Below are 15,217 nucleotides of genomic sequence, written 5' to 3'. Positions count from 1 at the left end.
GAGAGTTGAATTCGTAAGTTATAACGAACGGACTGACACTAAGAGAAAACTGACCACTTAGTTCAGACTCTTACATCTTCGCCGCGCCTACATGGTCCTTATCAGGTTCGGTTTCTTCGAGTAGCTTTAGCCTTCTTTCGGCTGCCTGGAGAATCATCTTGAGCATCTGGGGATAGGTAATTCCCATATGGGCGGCCATCTTGGCCAGATGCCCATCCCAGACCCATCCGGGGTTAGGATTAACCTCAAGCAGTTTTGGTTTGCCCTCTGAGTTTAATCTCCAATCGAACCGGCAGTAATCGCGACATTCTAGCCTCTCATACAGCTTTAAACAGCATTCGATTATGAATTTCTCCGTGTCATCCTTAAGCCTCGCCGGAACGGATTTAATGTTCCAGTAAGGAGAATCAGGCAGCCACTTTGCCTCGTATCCGCATATTCTGGGCATTTCGGGGGGGAGTATGGAGTAGTCCTCTTCGGTAATCGGAAGCACAGTATAAGATTCGAGGGTGTTTCCGATAATTCCCACGCTGAGGTCGTTTCCGGTGAGAAATTCCTCGACCAGTAGCGGTTTATCGTAGCCGAACTTTTCCCTGATCTCGGAAATAGCGCTGGTGAGCTGCTCCACGCTATGGGATACGCTTCTAACCGTTATGCCGAAACTGGAATCCCCGAAGTTGGGTTTTACGATGACCGGAAAGCTAAAGGGAAGCTCGAAGACCGTATCCTCAGGTTTGATGAAAAAGGCATCGGGCACCGGTATTCCCATCTCCTTGGCGATACCGCGTACCAGTGATTTATCATAGCAGAATGCCAGGCACTGTGGGCCTGCTCCGGTGTACGGAATCTTCAGTATGTCTAGCAGTGCGGGAATATGCAGCTCTTTCCGGGCTTCGTTGTAATAACCCTCATCGCAGAGATTAAACACGAGGTCAACCTTTCCTCTCTCCTTTAGCGTTAATAAATCCTGAATGAACGTGTCGTGGTTGGTAATGTAGCTGAAATGGTAATTGCTTTTTCGTTCCAACTCTCTCAATGCGCTTTTGAGTTGGTCGATAGTGTAAAAGTCGTCGTCGTCAAAGATACCTAGCGGCTTTAACGGGTCCGGCTTTGACGGGTCACCCAGGGTCACCACGATATTTTTCACGGTCTCCTTTTTCTTCTTTATAGAAGTCCACTCCTTTCTCACCGCCGCAGTAACAATTATTCGTTTCTCCATCATCCCCAAGTCCTGCTTCCGCTGGGAGTCGGGAGAGAGCTCACCGTGAAAGGTTATATCGCTAAAGCCTGCGGTCTTGAGAAGGTCTCTCAGGTTGTCGCGGGTGTATAGCCTCTCCGCATAGAACTGGTCGGCTATCACGCCCTTTTCCACATGGGTAACCACCTCGCGCGAAATTAGCCGCTGGCCATCTACGGAGAGAGAACGCTCCCGGCACACAAAATGTTTTTTGTCGATCCACTCCCAGGACCGGGGCTGGAAATGCTCTTTCAGGTATTCGCCGTCGGTGACATCTATGAGCAGCCTCCCCCACGGCTTGAGAACCCTGAATACCTCCCTCAACACCCTCAAATCGTCCTGCAAAGTCTCAAAATAGCCGAAGCTATTAGCCAGTATCATGACCACGTCCATAGTGTCAGAAAGGTAGGGTAACTTTCTGGCATCACCTTCCCGGAACTTGATATTGAGCCCTTCTTTCTTGGCCTGTGTTTTCGCCTTTTGTATCAAGTAATGAGAGCGGTCCAGGCCCTCGATATCCTGGAATCCGCGCTTTGCTAGCTCGATAAGATGACGCCCCTGGCCACAGCAAAGGTCTAAAACCCGGTCCTTCTGCGATAAGCCTAATATCTCAGAGAATAGGTCAACTTCCCTCTTGGTGATACGATGGTCATCGACGACATCGGCATCAGTTTTTAAGTAGGTAGCATTGAAAATGAGCCTCCACCAATCAGGCCTTACATGCTCCTCAAGATTAGGGACCGGGCCAAGAGACCTTGTCTCTCCCAGGTGATTTTTTCTCTTTTTATGAGACCTGACTTCCTCCATTTATTTACCTTCCCCTCCTAAAAAGACTCTAACTATGCTGAATTGATAACTATATTATCAGAAAAGGATGGATTACCATATAAGATATTATACTCCGGGAAAACTTTTACCGAGTAACCGGGGATAAGATGCGGCATCTCTACAGCCAGCGACGATGATTTTAGATGTCACTCGGCTCTTCATGCTCCTCTTCTACGTCTGGTTCTTCCGGATAGTAAGGTTCCTCAATTTCCTCACCGGCACCCTCATCTCCATAATCATCGTAATCTTCATAGTTTTCTTCATCCTCATACACCCGATCATCCGGCTCCTCATACTGTTCTGGGTCCTCGAAATACTCGCCCTCACCCTCCTGGGCCAGGGTTATTCCACCAGAAAGCGAGTCTTTCACCCCTTCATCGGCGTTGACCGTAGTAAAGTTGAATAATGCAATAGCTAACATAACAGAGATAACTAGACTTATGATGATGTTCATCTTTTCACCTCATTATTATAGATAGTGTTGGATTTTACATCTTCCCCGCTTTCTGTCAACGAGTAATCAAAAGCGGGTAAAAATATACAAAAATCCAAGCTTGTCCAAAATACAGAGATTGCTTGGCGGGGATCTGGGTTAGTGATTCACCCCATGAGATAAGTTTTACTATCTCACGGGGAGAAGAAGGAGGGAATTCCGGGAACTACAAACTCTGTGCACGGTCGAAGGATGGATTTTCTTGAGGTGTTCGCCCTTCGACTCTGCCCTTCGTCAAGCTCAGGGCAGGCTCAGGACGAACGGATTTTTTTATTCCTCATTACCAGCGGATGCATGCATCCGCTCATTCCTTCGTTATACTTAGGACAGGCTCTGAGCATCGTCGAAGGATGCCGATGTACTTATTTCAAACCCTATACAGCAAGTGGAAGTGCTCAGGGCCTGCCATGAATCCTTCGATTTCCTCAGGGCAGTCTAGCCGCAGGGATAAATTCCACGACCGAAGCAATCCCATTTCTAGAAACTTATATTACAAAATATCTAATATGCCGTTTGAACTTATATGATTTGGACAGCAGTGACCAGAATCATTCTTTAAGCCTTGTGGTTTATTGCGGTATTTAATCAAGCCTTAACCAAGGCTAAAATAATTTTAGCCTTGTCTATGTTTTTAGTATAAATTGTATTGTAGTTATGATTGGTCCATACCAAAGCATAACCCATGGGCTAGTTGTTGAAGATTAAGCAGAAAGGCGCAATATCATATTTCTATTTTTAGCATCTTAAAAATTTGAGGAAATAAAACCCGGTGAGCTTAGGATTCCTCAAGGAAATCGGAATTTCAGAATTCCTGGACATACTTTTCATGTCAGTCTTGATTTACACGGTCCTGGTCTGGTTCAAGAGGACAAAGGCTACATTCGTCTTGACCGGCATTATAATAATCGGCCTGGTTTACCTGTTCGCCCGAATGTTTAATCTAGTCCTCACCACATTTGTGCTCCAGGCTTTTTTTGCGGTGATACTGGTTGCCATAATCGTTATCTTCCAAGAAGAGCTAAGACAGCTATTCGGAAAAGTGCCAGAAAAGCTTAGGCAGCTCTTCGAGGATATACCGCATAAGATTAGAAGTTTCTTTGAGCGTTTACCTATTTGGGGAATAAACAACGATTTAGAAAACCAAAGATCAACCAGTTCAATTCACCGAGAAATTGAGATACTGGCGAGAACCCTGATTGATTTAGCCAGGGAAAGTACTGGAGCTTTAGTTGTTATACCCGGGAAGGATATTATCATTAGATACCTTGATGGCGGAGTTGACCTGAACGGGGAAATAAGCGAGCCCCTTCTCAAGAGCCTCTTCGATAAACATTCCATCGGCCATGATGGCGCCGTCATAATAGAAAAAGGCCGCATCTCCAAGTTCTCATGCCATCTGCCGCTTTCGAAGAATTTTGCTAAGCTAGGAAATCTTGGAACGCGCCATGCCGCAGCCCTAGGACTATCCGAGCTTACCGATGCCCTGTGTCTTGTAGTTTCGGAAGAACGGGGAACGATTGCGGCAGCCAGGAACGGTGATATCCGCCAGGTCGGGCCAGAACAGTTGATCTTGCTCCTGGAAAACTTCTATGAAGAAATGAGTCCTTATAGCCTGGAAAAACCATGGTATTCAATATTCACGAAGAATTACAGAGAAAAAGCCCTAGCACTTCTCATAACCATTTCTCTTTGGTTTATCTTCGTTTACGGCTCCAGGCCGGTATATAGAAGTTTTATCATCCCCATAGAGAGTTCCGCCATACTATCACAACACGAAGTAACCGACATAGAGCCAAAGGAATTAAAGGTGACCTTTTCCGGAGAGCACAGAGCTTTCTATCTCCTGAACGAGAATGAAATCAAATTATCCCTGAAGATACCTAATTCTGTCGAAGACGGTATAAAAACGATTAATATCTCCGAATCTAATCTATCTTATCCGAAGGATATCAAATTAGAGTCTATAGAACCCCATAGAATTGAAGTACGCCTTGAGTCAAAAAACCAGGCACGATAACCCAATTAACTTTTCTAAGGGGGTGCATCCCGATGGAAGCCAATTCGCCATTACTGCCTTTTGTCACCAAATTCTTCGAGTATGATCCCCTCACCGCAACCCATACCCTCGAGACAATGGACGAAGAAAAAGCGGTTGAAATATTAAAGGCCCTACCTCCATCCCTCTCTGCAAGGATATTTCCCCACTTACAGGTCAGGCAGGCAGCGGCCCTTCTGCAAGAGGTCCCCTCCGATACATTCAAGCAGATAGTCGAGAACCTGGAGCCCCAGCAAGGGGCGGCGATGCTAGTAAAAATCCCCGATGAAACTAGAAAAAAATTGCTTGGCCATCTTTCCGAGAAAACAAAAAGGCGAATTCAAGAACTCTTGACCTATCCCAAAGACAGCGCCGGAAGCATCATGACCACGGAATTCCTGGCCTTTCATTCCGACGTGCGTGTCGAAGATGCCATCCAAAAAATACGCTCGGTGGCTCACAGGCAATCTCCGGCATCCTATGTATATGTCATAGACTCGGAAAACCATCTGGTCGGCGTGCTGAACATGCGGGACCTTCTCCTTGCCCAAGGGCAGGAAACCCTCGAATCGGTGATGAGAAAGGAGGTATTTTCCGTAAACGCCTTTACAGACCGGGAAGAGGTGGCAAACGAAATCTCCAAGCGGAAATTCTTTGCGGCCCCGGTGGTGGATAACGAAAAACGCCTGCTCGGCATCGTAAAGGCAGACCAACTAATTAGCCAGGCTCAAGCGGAGGCAACCGAAGACATACAGAAGATGTTTGGAGCGGGCGGGGATGAACGCGCCTTCTCCCCAATCTGGTTTTCGTTGAAGAAACGACTGCCATGGCTTCATATTAATTTGGCCACAGCTTTCCTCGCCGCCTCGGTGGTAAACCTATTCGAGGATACAATCGCAAAAATAACCGTACTGGCCGTTTTTCTGCCCATTGTTGCCGGGCAGGGCGGCAATGCCGGTTCTCAATCCCTTGCCGTTGTGATGCGGGGACTGGTAATGCGGGAGATTTCGCCCAATGGAGTAAGAAGCTTGGTACTTAAGGAAGCAAAGATCGGTTTTCTGAATGGGCTGATTATAGGATTGGTAACCGCTGCCATATCTTGGGTGTGGAAGGGAAACCCCTTTTTAGGACTGGTGATCGGATTAGCCATGGTCGTGAACCTGGTCGCGGCCGGTTTGGCCGGGGCGTTGATTCCCACCACCATGAAGGCTATGGGCCTGGACCCGGCTCAATCATCGAGCATTATACTGACTACGGTCACCGATGTGCTGGGGTTTTTCGCCTTCTTGGGATTTGCCGTATTGTTCCAGAACTTCCTGGTCTGAAGGGGTTAATCTTGGAATAAAAAGGGGTACTCGGTTATACTTTCGTAACAATTCCTGATAACAACCGAATCGAACCCATCGAGGCTTGGGGTGGTTCTTCATTAACTTCAGCAAAGGAGGGAAAAGCAAATGCCTAGTATCTTTTCTTCGATATTTAATGAAGCTTTTTTAGAAAACCTCGTTAATTGGCTTCTAACCTCTGGAATTCGTATTGTGGTGATAGCTATCGGGGCATACGTTCTTGTGAAGCTGATTTACGTTCTTATCGGAAGGTTAGAAAACATCGTATTAAAAGAAGGGGAATTCGTATCCGCCGTAGAGACGGAGAAAAGGGTTAAGACCATAGGCAACCTATTGAGAAAGGCAACATCCATAGCACTTACCCTTATAGCCATCATGATGATACTGAGAGAGTTGGGCATGGACATCGCTCCAATCATAGCTGGCGCTGGCATCGTCGGCTTAGCCGTCGGATTCGGCGCTCAGAACCTGGTGAGGGATATAATCAGCGGCCTATTCATAATCATGGAAAACCAGGTTCGGGTGGGAGATGTTGCCGAGATAAATGGGACGGGAGGGCTGGTCGAACAGATTAATCTTAGGACCATCGTGTTGAGAGACCTTGAGGGAACCGTCCACATATTCCCGAATGGGACCATAAACACACTATCTAACAGGAGCATGGGATTTTCCCGGTATGTGATAGATGTGGGAGTCGCCTACAAAGAGAACGTCGATCATGTAATAAAGGTGCTCAAAGAGATCGGAGAGGAGATGTCAAAAGACGAGACCTTCGGCCCGTTAATACTCGAACCGCTGAATATTCTCGGGGTGGACAACTTCGGAAGCTCAGAGGTAACCATAAAATGCATTATTACCACCCTGCCGCTCAAGCAGTGGGAAGTAGGGCGGGAGCTCAGGCGGAGAATCAAGAATACATTCGACCAGAAGGGAATTGAAATTCCATTCCCTCACCTAAGCGTCTATTTTGGCGAGGCCAGCAAGCCCTTTGAACTGAACATAAATGAAAAGGGGAACAGTAAATCCCTGTCCGGTGAGGAGGGATACGAGCTTATAAAAAAAATAGCCGCAAAGAAGGGCATGTCCGTCGAGGGATTTTTGAATGAAGTCGTAGAGAAGATAGGCGAAAAGAGTAATTAGTGTGCAGAAGCCCTTTCTGTTGCCATTTCATAAGCATCCTGGGCGAGTACAAGATTCGCCCCTACAATATCAGGAGCGGTATTTATAGAGAGAGTGAGTCGAAAATGTACAATTAGCCAAGCAAATCTCATGGATTATCTTTGTCTTCCCTCAATCCCGCATAAAAGTACAGCCGCTGCTATTCCCAGTCTTTTATCCAGTAGACCATTAACGTCCCCGGAAAAATCGGCTCTGATTTTCAAAACGAAAGGATTAAAGAGCTGCTTGAATGTGCAAACCGGTGTTCCCTTAATGTAGCCATGAAATTCTTGTGGAATTATATTAGTAATAAAACGCCTTAGAAAGGCAAGTAGCCTGCTATCCTCCTTTATAAAGCCAATCTCCCGACCCTCGTTGTCCAGGAAAATCCACTCGTCTTTCAGAATGGATTTAAAACCCTTTCTCTTTAAAGCACCTATCCTTTCTTTGCTTATAACATCCATTACGTCGTAAGCGGCAGCGAAGTCAATTATGTTCCTGGCTTTAATAGACAAAACCTCGGTTTGCATATCCTCACCGGTATAAAGACTTATATCTTCCCACAGCTTAAATGGCTTCATCCTTGAATACAAAACAACCTCTCCATCAGGACCATAGATATGAAACTTGCTGCCAAAAAGCGAAAAGAGTTTTTTGCGAACCAGGTAAGTTGAATGTGAGAACCGGTCATCCGACATTGGACCTACTACCAATAAAAGACAAAAATCTTTCTACCCCTTCTTCACCGTTATCTCCACTCTTCGGTTTTTCTGCCTGCCCTCTGGGTTATCGCTTCCATCCGCATTCTCGTTTGGAGCTACGGGATTAGCTTCCCCCCAGCCTTTTGTGGTCATCTTTTTATTGCCAACTCTACCCTTTCTCACCAGCCAATCTTTCACTGAAGCAGCGCGCTTGTCTGAAAGCCGGAGATTATAGGAATCCGAGCCTTTTGAGTCTGTATATCCCTCTATCAAAACGGCGGCATCGGGATACTGATTTATAACCTCCGCAACCTGGGTAAGAACAGGCTCTGCCGCCGGGCGTATATTCCACTTATCAAAATCAAACAAGATATCCCCGGACAATTCAATTCTTATCTCGGTCTCGGTTTCCTTTACTTCGATGTCTTGTGTAGCTCCTTTTAGATTCTCCACTCTAAAAATGAGATCCACAACTCGCGTTTCCAGACTTACTTGCGCTTCTGCTACATCCGGGAAAATATCAACACAAATAAACATACTAACGATCAAGAAGAGGCTCCCTCCTCTTTTTAGTAAGCAAATCAAATTTGGCATGATAACCTCCCTCTGCTGATGCCCAATTCAAACCGGTCCCTTACAGAGCGAGACCAAACGAAGACCTGATCATAACCCCCGAAATCAATCACTCCCTATTTGCTTATAGGAACATCATCCATCGGGATAAAGTGGGGTATTTCTATGGTTATCTTTTCTACCTCCTCAGGAGGGGCCGGGAACTTGGCATAAAGTTTGGCGCGCGCCCCGGGTTTGATACTTTTTAAATCGCGGCTGCATACACATTTGCCGTTCGAATCCCGCAGCACAAGGTATTTCTTCTTGCCAGCCGCATCGACAAGATTGACCCCACCTATGCTGTTAAAATCACCCGTTTCGTACTGCCCTGCCTCACCAAAGTCGTAGCTGAAATTCATATCCTCGGACGAATCATTAATTATCGTAAACTTTAATGTAACCGTATTGCCGCTTGTGCGCTTGAGCTCTGTGACTTCCACCCTTATGTCCGGATATTCACCGTCCGTCGTAGCTATAACTGAAGGAGTTTTTGCAGCAGGCGTGGAAGCAGGGGCAGGCGGAGTAACCTCCTCAACCTCTTCCACCTCTATAATTCCCTCCTCTTCTTGAGCTTTAGGAAAGCCAGAAGCATAGAGTGAAATCGCTAAAGAAATAAAAAAAATTTGAAAGAAGGCCCTCATCCGTCTCAAATTGATTTTTAATCGCATGCTAATCCTCCTACTACATTAAGATTTTTCCATATCATAGCAAAAATGAGTTTGTATTGTCAATCGAGTCAGGGCGTATTCTGCCATGCTAAAACCCATTTCCATTTATTCGCCTTACCTGGTATTATCGGCTAGCTACAATAATAATTTGTACGAAGATTTCATTATTCCAGGGGGTAGCTCATATGAATCACATAAAATTCTTATCTGTATTGGCAATTTTATTTTTCAGCATGAACTCTGAGTCAATGTCCGAGTCCTCTGTAGAAGTAAAACTTCAAGAGGCTTCAACAGCTTATTCATCCGGCAAATATGCCGAATCGGTAAAATTCATAGAGGAAGCACTTGAAGAAGTAAGATTAAAAGCGCCAATGGTTATAGAAAACTTCTACCCGGTAAGAAGAGAGGCTCCCTATTTCAGTGCATTCGAGCCAAGGGCAAACAACATTTATGAAAGCAACGAAGTCCTTTATTTTTACTTAGAACCGAAAAATATCGTTTTTGTGAAGAAAGGAGAAACATACACCGGTGGATTTTTCCCGGATCTGAGTTTTAAAGATGATAAGGGTGAAGCGCTTCTCGAACAGAAGAAATTCCTCGATGCCGAATTTGACTCCAGAAATCCGGTTCACGACCTTTATACCAATATAACTCTTAATCTGACGGGTGTTCCTCCAGGAACATATAAAGCAGTGTTTACCGTAAGAGACCAAAACTCAGACAAATCGGCCTCAGTCGAAAAAGAGATTATTATTCAGTAGGGGTTCAACATGTTGGACCCTTCTGAAGCGGTTCAATTATTTCTATTGCAAATGGGCACGCTGCAGCGTGCCCCTACACCTCAATTACCTAGATTGCAAAACCTTATCTATAGAGTCAAAAAGCCTCGATATCTCTTCTTCAGTATTGTAGAAATGTGGAGACACCCGAAGCGCTCCCCCTCTCACATTAACCACGACATCAAGGGATTTTAATTTATCTTTGAGAGTAAGTGGGTCGAAATTTCCGGAAAAGGAAACGATACCCGCCCTCCCCTTTCTGCTTCTTGGGGTCCTGACCACAAAATCCCTTTTCTCCGCTTCTCTTATGATAATGTCGCCAAGCTCCAGCACTCTGCCCTCAATTCTTTCAATGCCAACCTCCATAAGGAGTTCAATCGAAGCGCCAAGGGCTAAAATTCCCATGACGTTGAGGGACCCTTCCTCAAACCTGAGCGTGTTTTCTTTAAGACGGAAATCGATTCTGTCATAATCAGACTCGTTCACTATGCTCTTCCAACCGACAAGCGGAGGGTTGATTTTTTCGGCAAGCTCTTTCCGGCAGTAGAATATACCAGTTCCCTCAGGAGCCAATAACCACTTATGCCCGTCCGCTGAAAGGAAATCGACTTTGAAATCCCTGACATCCATTGGTACTACTCCGAGGCTTTGAATAGCGTCAACACAGAATAAAACATTCTTATCGGCACATAGCTCTCCCACACTCTTTAAATCAATTCTAAATCCGTTGGAAAACTGCACGGAGCTCATGGTTAGGAGCCTTGTCCTCAAATCCATAAGCCTTTCTATATCTTCGACCAGAATACTGTCGCCACGAGATGGAATCTCTCTAATCTCTACTCCCTTTCTTCTTAAATTGAGCCAGGGATAGACATTCGACGGAAATTCCCTCTCAAAGAAGATCACATTATCTCCTTCCTTCCAGTCCAGCCCCTCGGCGATGATTGAAAGTCCATGCGAAGTATTTTTTACGAAGGCTACCTCCTCCGCCTCACCACCGACTAGTTTCGCACAATTCGTCCTGACGACACTAAGTCTATCCATCCAATCCTGATACTTGAAAATACCGGCCTCGGAAGCCTCCTTCAAAAACCCCTCTACCGCACTTTTTACCCTCAAGGATATCGGAGCTACCCCGGCATGGTCGAGATAAATGTAATTTTTGGTCACGGGAAACTCTTTCCTGTAGTACTCTATCGATTCTTCCGTCAAATACCGTTCGTTCATTTGAAAAGAAAGCTAACCTAATCCATTATAGGAATCAAATGAAGATTACATTTTAAGAATTTCATCTTGTGCTAAACGGGTAATTATCACCAAATTTCGTAGTGAACGCATATACTTCGACTAAGCTCAGTGCAGGTAAGCGTTCCTTCCATTTCATTCATACGGTATTAGCAATGCCCACCCTTGACTAAAAACCTATTTGACTGAATTTCTAAATTAACAAAAGTTCAGCATAGACTCTAAACATTAGAGAATGTATTAACCTTCTTTATTCCTTTCAAAACTATGACTTTCTAATCTTAAATAAAACCCTATTCAGGCTTATATTTGGCAAATAGAGAATAAAATATGTCCCAGAATATAATCCCTGTGGATAGAAGTACGTCCCTGTTGACAAAATTTTAAAAACGTGCAATAGTAAAGCCCTTAATTAGTAATGTTTAAGGAGGCTTTCGCTTTGAAACGAGGAAAGGTTAAATGGTTTAACAGCTCCAAAGGCTACGGTTTTATCGAAGCAGAGGAGGGAACGACAAAGGATATATTTGTCCACTATAGCGCGATCCAGGGAAAAGGATATAAGAGCCTGACCCAGGGCGAGATAGTCGAGTACGAGATAACAGAAGGACCAAACGGACCGCAGGCATCAAAGGTCTTTAAAATACAGCAGAATAAAGCTTCTTAACAAAACTTATTAAGAAGACTGGGCTATTACTGTAAGCCTTCCCAGTTCTTGGTGTTATTTCTGGTTAATTAGGGTTTTGTCAGTAGATAGAAAACCTAGGGAGATATCCCGCCTCTATCTACCGTAAATACCTTGACACCATGATTCTTAACGCACAATATTAACATAAGGTGATAACTAGAAGAGATTTTATCAGAATCACTACTGCTGGGGGGATTGGGGTCTTCTCCCTTCCCCTCCTAGGCTCTTACCAGTCCTCCAAATTTTACTTTTGCCAGCTTATTTATCGGGGCGATTGGGACCCTAGACCGAGGGCTTTTAACCGGTTGATGACCTGGCTTGATTTAAGAACCAGTGTAAAAACCTCTTTCGTGCGAAAGACGATAGAAATCATGGATAAGGACCTTTTCCTTTACCCGTTCATTTACATCGCTGGAAGCAATAGTTTTGAACCCTTTACCGAACCGGAAATCAAAAGACTGAGAAAATTCCTCAAGCTAGGAGGGACACTCCTTATAGACGACGTTTCCGGAGAAGAGTATTCCCCCTTCGACTCCCAGATACGTGATGAATTCAAGAACATCCTTCCTGAATTCCCTCTCGGCAGGATTCCATCCGAGCACGTAATTTTTAAGTCATTTTATCTCCTTAATTCCCCGAGCGGCAGAAAAATAGTCAAGCCTTATATCGAGGGAATCACCTTTAGCGATGAGGAAAGGACCTCGGTAATTTATTCAAGAAACGACTTGGGCGGTGCATGGTCTGAAGACGAATTCGGTAAATGGATGTATGAATGTATCCCCGGCGGAGAGCCTCAACGGGAATTGGCTTTCAGACTGGGAATAAACGTCATAATTTATGCCCTGACCGGGAATTATAAAAAGGACCAGATACACACTCCCTTCATAAAACGAAGAGAAATGAGCCTCTGATTAACGTAAGACAAGATACTTACATTAATTGTCAACTGTGCAACGTTTGTAACTATCTGTGCATTTTTCTTCTCATCAACACGTTCGCCAGATTTCGAAGAAAGAAAATTCATTAATTATTACGATAAATTGTATTAAACCTCTTCCTTGTCCAATTGGTATAGACATTGCGTTAATGGACCTCAATAAAAATCAAAGTCCTGACGAAAGGGCAAACCATTCGAAAGGATGGGACGCAAAGCCGCAGGCCTAAATCCCATGAGACGCAGTTAGTACTATCTCACGGGACAAGGCGGCTGGGTTGCCGAATTAGGGTTGACTTATATATATCCACCCTTAATTCACAAAACCCGCAAGGCTAGCCTCCATCCCAAAGTTAGGACAAAAGGAGGAAAGTCATGCTAGAGCAAGCAAAAAGAATGATGCCTTTTCTGGTAGTATTTTTTGCTTTTGGAATTAGCTTTATCGCCAAGGCTGGACCAAGGGATTCAAATTTTCAAGAATTCAAGGCCCCTCTTGTCAAATGCAGCGAGACTACAATGCTCTGCGGACTCGAAGCAGAAAGTGAACTTCTAGGCGCCGACCCCCTAGAAATGTCCCAGCAAAGCAGGGTTAGAATCGCTCATCATGGAAAACTCGAACTGAGAGTGAGGGGTACAGTGCCTAATAAAACCTATGATGTGCTCTTTGTTTATACACCGGGCATGAACAATGTTTGCTCCGAACCCGAACCGGAGCCCGAGCCCACGCCAGAGCCTGACGAGTGTGTAGAGGAAGAGTGTCTCCCGGATGATGAAGAACCGCCAATGCCGCCCTCAATTGTAGTTAGTAACAGTTCTGAGGGACTCCCTTACTTGGTTTATCTCGGGTCATTTACGACCGACAGTAAAGGAAGAGGGAGATTTTACGCTGACCTGTCGGAATTTGGCCCAAGCGATTCGGTTCACGTCTTGATAACCGACCAGGACGAAGATATGGAAGAGATTGGGGATGTTCCCCGACAGTTCATCACCGGTTTCATAGTTAGGGATTAAGATAGACCGCGCTCACCTACCAGAAAAATTGAGAGGCAGCCTAAAAAGCTGCCTCTTTTGCCTGATTTCACCATCTTAATATATAAATCTGCCTGAACTTACCCAGTCCACGGTGGGATAAGGCAACCCATTTGAAAACAAGAGAATTTTATATTAACCTTTTTATCTTCAATATTTAGAAATGAACCACCCTGCAAACTGCAGGGTATCCAAAAATTTCCCCTCCCTTGATGGGAGGGGATGAAGGCGAGGGTGAATCACCCCCCACCTTGATCCTACACCATCAAGGGGGAGGATAGATAAGGTAACCCTGTGGCAAGCCACAGGGAATTCTCAAGTTAAAGGAAGGTAACCGGTAATGGCTCTTACAAACCAGCAAATCAGTCGCTATAGCAGACATCTGATAATGCCCGAGGTCGGGGTTAAAGGACAGGAAAAGCTTGCCTCTTCCAGCGTGCTCTGTATAGGCGCAGGGGGGCTCGGGTCCCCTCTAGCGCTCTACCTGGCGGCGGCGGGCGTAGGACGCCTGGGCATAGTGGATTTTGACGTAGTCGATTTCAGTAACCTCCAGAGACAGATACTTCACAGCGAGGCCAAGGTTGGAAAGCTCAAAGTAGAATCGGCAAAGGAACGGGTTCATGAAATCAACTCGGAAATACAAATTGATACCTACAATACCAGGCTGACATCGGAAAACGCCCTCGACATAATTAAAAAATACGATATTGTGGTGGATGGCACCGATAATTTTGCCACACGCTATTTAGTTAATGACTCCTGCGTGCTCCTCGGAAAACCCAACGTGTACGGAAGTATTTTCCGATTCGAGGGGCAGGTAAGCGTGTTCGACGCCATGAGAGGACCGTGCTATCGCTGCCTCTATCCGGAACCCCCACCTCCGGGAATGGTCCCGAGCTGTGCCGAAGGAGGGGTTTTGGGAATACTTCCGGGAATAATCGGCACCATGCAGGCCGCAGAAGCGATAAAGCTGATCCTGGGAACGGGCAACCCGCTCATTGGAAAACTGCTATTCCTCGACGTGATGGAGATGAAGATAAGGGAATTGAAACTCCGAAAAGACCCCAATTGCCCCATCTGCGGAGAAAATGCTACGATCAAAGGACTTATAGACTATGAGGAATTCTGCGGGCTTGGCCGCGGCGAAGAGGGTATCACCGGAGAGGACCTGGAAATAACGGTAGACGAATTTCACGAACTTCTAGAGAATGGAAAAGACATAGTTATTCTTGACGTCAGAGAACCGGGCGAGTACGAAATCTGCCGCCTGGAAGGCTCTAAACTGATCCCCCTTAACGAGCTTCACTCCAGGGTAAACGAACTGGACACGGCGGATGAGATAGTCGTACACTGCCATCACGGCGTAAGAAGCCTGAGAGCAACCACATTCTTAAGAAACCTTGGATTCAAAAAGGTGAAAAGCCTTAAAGGCGGAATAGACGAGTGGGCCATCAACTACGACCCGCT

The 15,217-nt window shown here is 45.5% G+C and carries 14 protein-coding genes and 1 riboswitch; of the genes, 8 read left to right on the top strand and 6 right to left on the bottom strand.

Going from position 1 to position 15,217, the window contains the following annotated elements; genetic code table 11:
• Window positions 1–70 precede the first annotated feature (70 nt).
• Both VNN20_00070 and VNN20_00065 read right to left on the bottom strand, forming a co-directional pair.
• Window positions 71–2,044, bottom strand: coding sequence for a methyltransferase domain-containing protein (locus tag VNN20_00070; GenBank protein ID HWP90583.1), 1,974 nt, complete (start codon window positions 2,042–2,044; stop codon window positions 71–73).
• A 160-nt stretch (window positions 2,045–2,204) separates the two neighbouring features.
• Window positions 2,205–2,519, bottom strand: coding sequence for a hypothetical protein (locus VNN20_00065; protein HWP90582.1), 315 nt, complete (start codon window positions 2,517–2,519; stop codon window positions 2,205–2,207).
• 808 nt (window positions 2,520–3,327) lie between these two features.
• On the opposite strand from VNN20_00065, the gene VNN20_00060 reads away from it, so the two are divergent.
• From VNN20_00060 to VNN20_00050, 3 genes are all read left to right on the top strand, one after another.
• A complete protein-coding gene (locus tag VNN20_00060; protein HWP90581.1) occupies window positions 3,328–4,575 on the top strand; it encodes a diadenylate cyclase in 1,248 nt (415 codons plus the stop codon).
• Window positions 4,576–4,607: 32 nt separating this feature from the next.
• Entirely contained in the window at window positions 4,608–5,918 is a 1,311-nt protein-coding gene (mgtE, locus tag VNN20_00055) for a magnesium transporter (GenBank protein HWP90580.1), read from the top strand.
• A 129-nt stretch (window positions 5,919–6,047) separates the two neighbouring features.
• On the top strand, window positions 6,048–7,079 hold the full coding sequence (locus VNN20_00050) for a mechanosensitive ion channel family protein (GenBank protein HWP90579.1): 1,032 nt from the start codon (window positions 6,048–6,050) through the stop codon (window positions 7,077–7,079).
• Window positions 7,080–7,213: 134 nt separating this feature from the next.
• On the opposite strand, the gene VNN20_00045 is transcribed toward VNN20_00050, so the two are convergent.
• From VNN20_00045 to VNN20_00035, 3 genes are all read right to left on the bottom strand, one after another.
• Window positions 7,214–7,795 (bottom strand): hypothetical protein, encoded by a 582-nt coding sequence (locus tag VNN20_00045; GenBank protein HWP90578.1) that lies wholly within the window; start codon window positions 7,793–7,795, stop codon window positions 7,214–7,216.
• A 33-nt stretch (window positions 7,796–7,828) separates the two neighbouring features.
• Complete coding sequence (locus VNN20_00040) at window positions 7,829–8,392, bottom strand: OmpA family protein (GenBank protein HWP90577.1); 564 nt, start codon at window positions 8,390–8,392, stop codon at window positions 7,829–7,831.
• Window positions 8,393–8,487: 95 nt separating this feature from the next.
• Window positions 8,488–9,078: a hypothetical protein gene (locus tag VNN20_00035; GenBank protein HWP90576.1), complete on the bottom strand. Its 591-nt coding sequence runs from the start codon at window positions 9,076–9,078 to the stop codon at window positions 8,488–8,490.
• A gap of 185 nt (window positions 9,079–9,263) precedes the next feature.
• Between VNN20_00035 and VNN20_00030 the strand changes: the two genes are divergently transcribed.
• Window positions 9,264–9,839, top strand: coding sequence for a hypothetical protein (locus VNN20_00030; protein HWP90575.1), 576 nt, complete (start codon window positions 9,264–9,266; stop codon window positions 9,837–9,839).
• An 84-nt stretch (window positions 9,840–9,923) separates the two neighbouring features.
• On the opposite strand, the gene VNN20_00025 is transcribed toward VNN20_00030, so the two are convergent.
• Window positions 9,924–11,027, bottom strand: a complete 1,104-nt coding sequence (locus VNN20_00025; GenBank protein ID HWP90574.1) for an aminotransferase class V-fold PLP-dependent enzyme — start codon at window positions 11,025–11,027, stop codon at window positions 9,924–9,926.
• 514 nt (window positions 11,028–11,541) lie between these two features.
• Between VNN20_00025 and VNN20_00020 the strand changes: the two genes are divergently transcribed.
• From VNN20_00020 to moeB, 4 genes are all read left to right on the top strand, one after another.
• A complete protein-coding gene (locus VNN20_00020) occupies window positions 11,542–11,766 on the top strand; it encodes a cold-shock protein (protein HWP90573.1) in 225 nt (74 codons plus the stop codon).
• Window positions 11,767–11,936: 170 nt separating this feature from the next.
• A complete protein-coding gene (locus VNN20_00015) occupies window positions 11,937–12,698 on the top strand; it encodes a DUF4159 domain-containing protein (GenBank protein HWP90572.1) in 762 nt (253 codons plus the stop codon).
• A 200-nt stretch (window positions 12,699–12,898) separates the two neighbouring features.
• Window positions 12,899–13,007, top strand: a riboswitch (cyclic di-GMP riboswitch).
• A gap of 89 nt (window positions 13,008–13,096) precedes the next feature.
• Entirely contained in the window at window positions 13,097–13,732 is a 636-nt protein-coding gene (locus VNN20_00010) for a hypothetical protein (GenBank protein ID HWP90571.1), read from the top strand.
• A 358-nt stretch (window positions 13,733–14,090) separates the two neighbouring features.
• On the top strand, window positions 14,091–15,217 hold a 1,127-nt coding region (gene moeB, locus VNN20_00005; protein HWP90570.1), incomplete at its 3' end, for a molybdopterin-synthase adenylyltransferase MoeB.

It is taken from the genome of Thermodesulfobacteriota bacterium (assembly GCA_035559815.1).
GTDB lineage: Bacteria > Desulfobacterota_D > UBA1144 > Nemesobacterales > CSP1-2 > DATMAT01.
The sequence above is the reverse complement of the archived record's forward strand: the minus strand, read 5'-3'. Positions and strand labels throughout refer to the sequence as shown.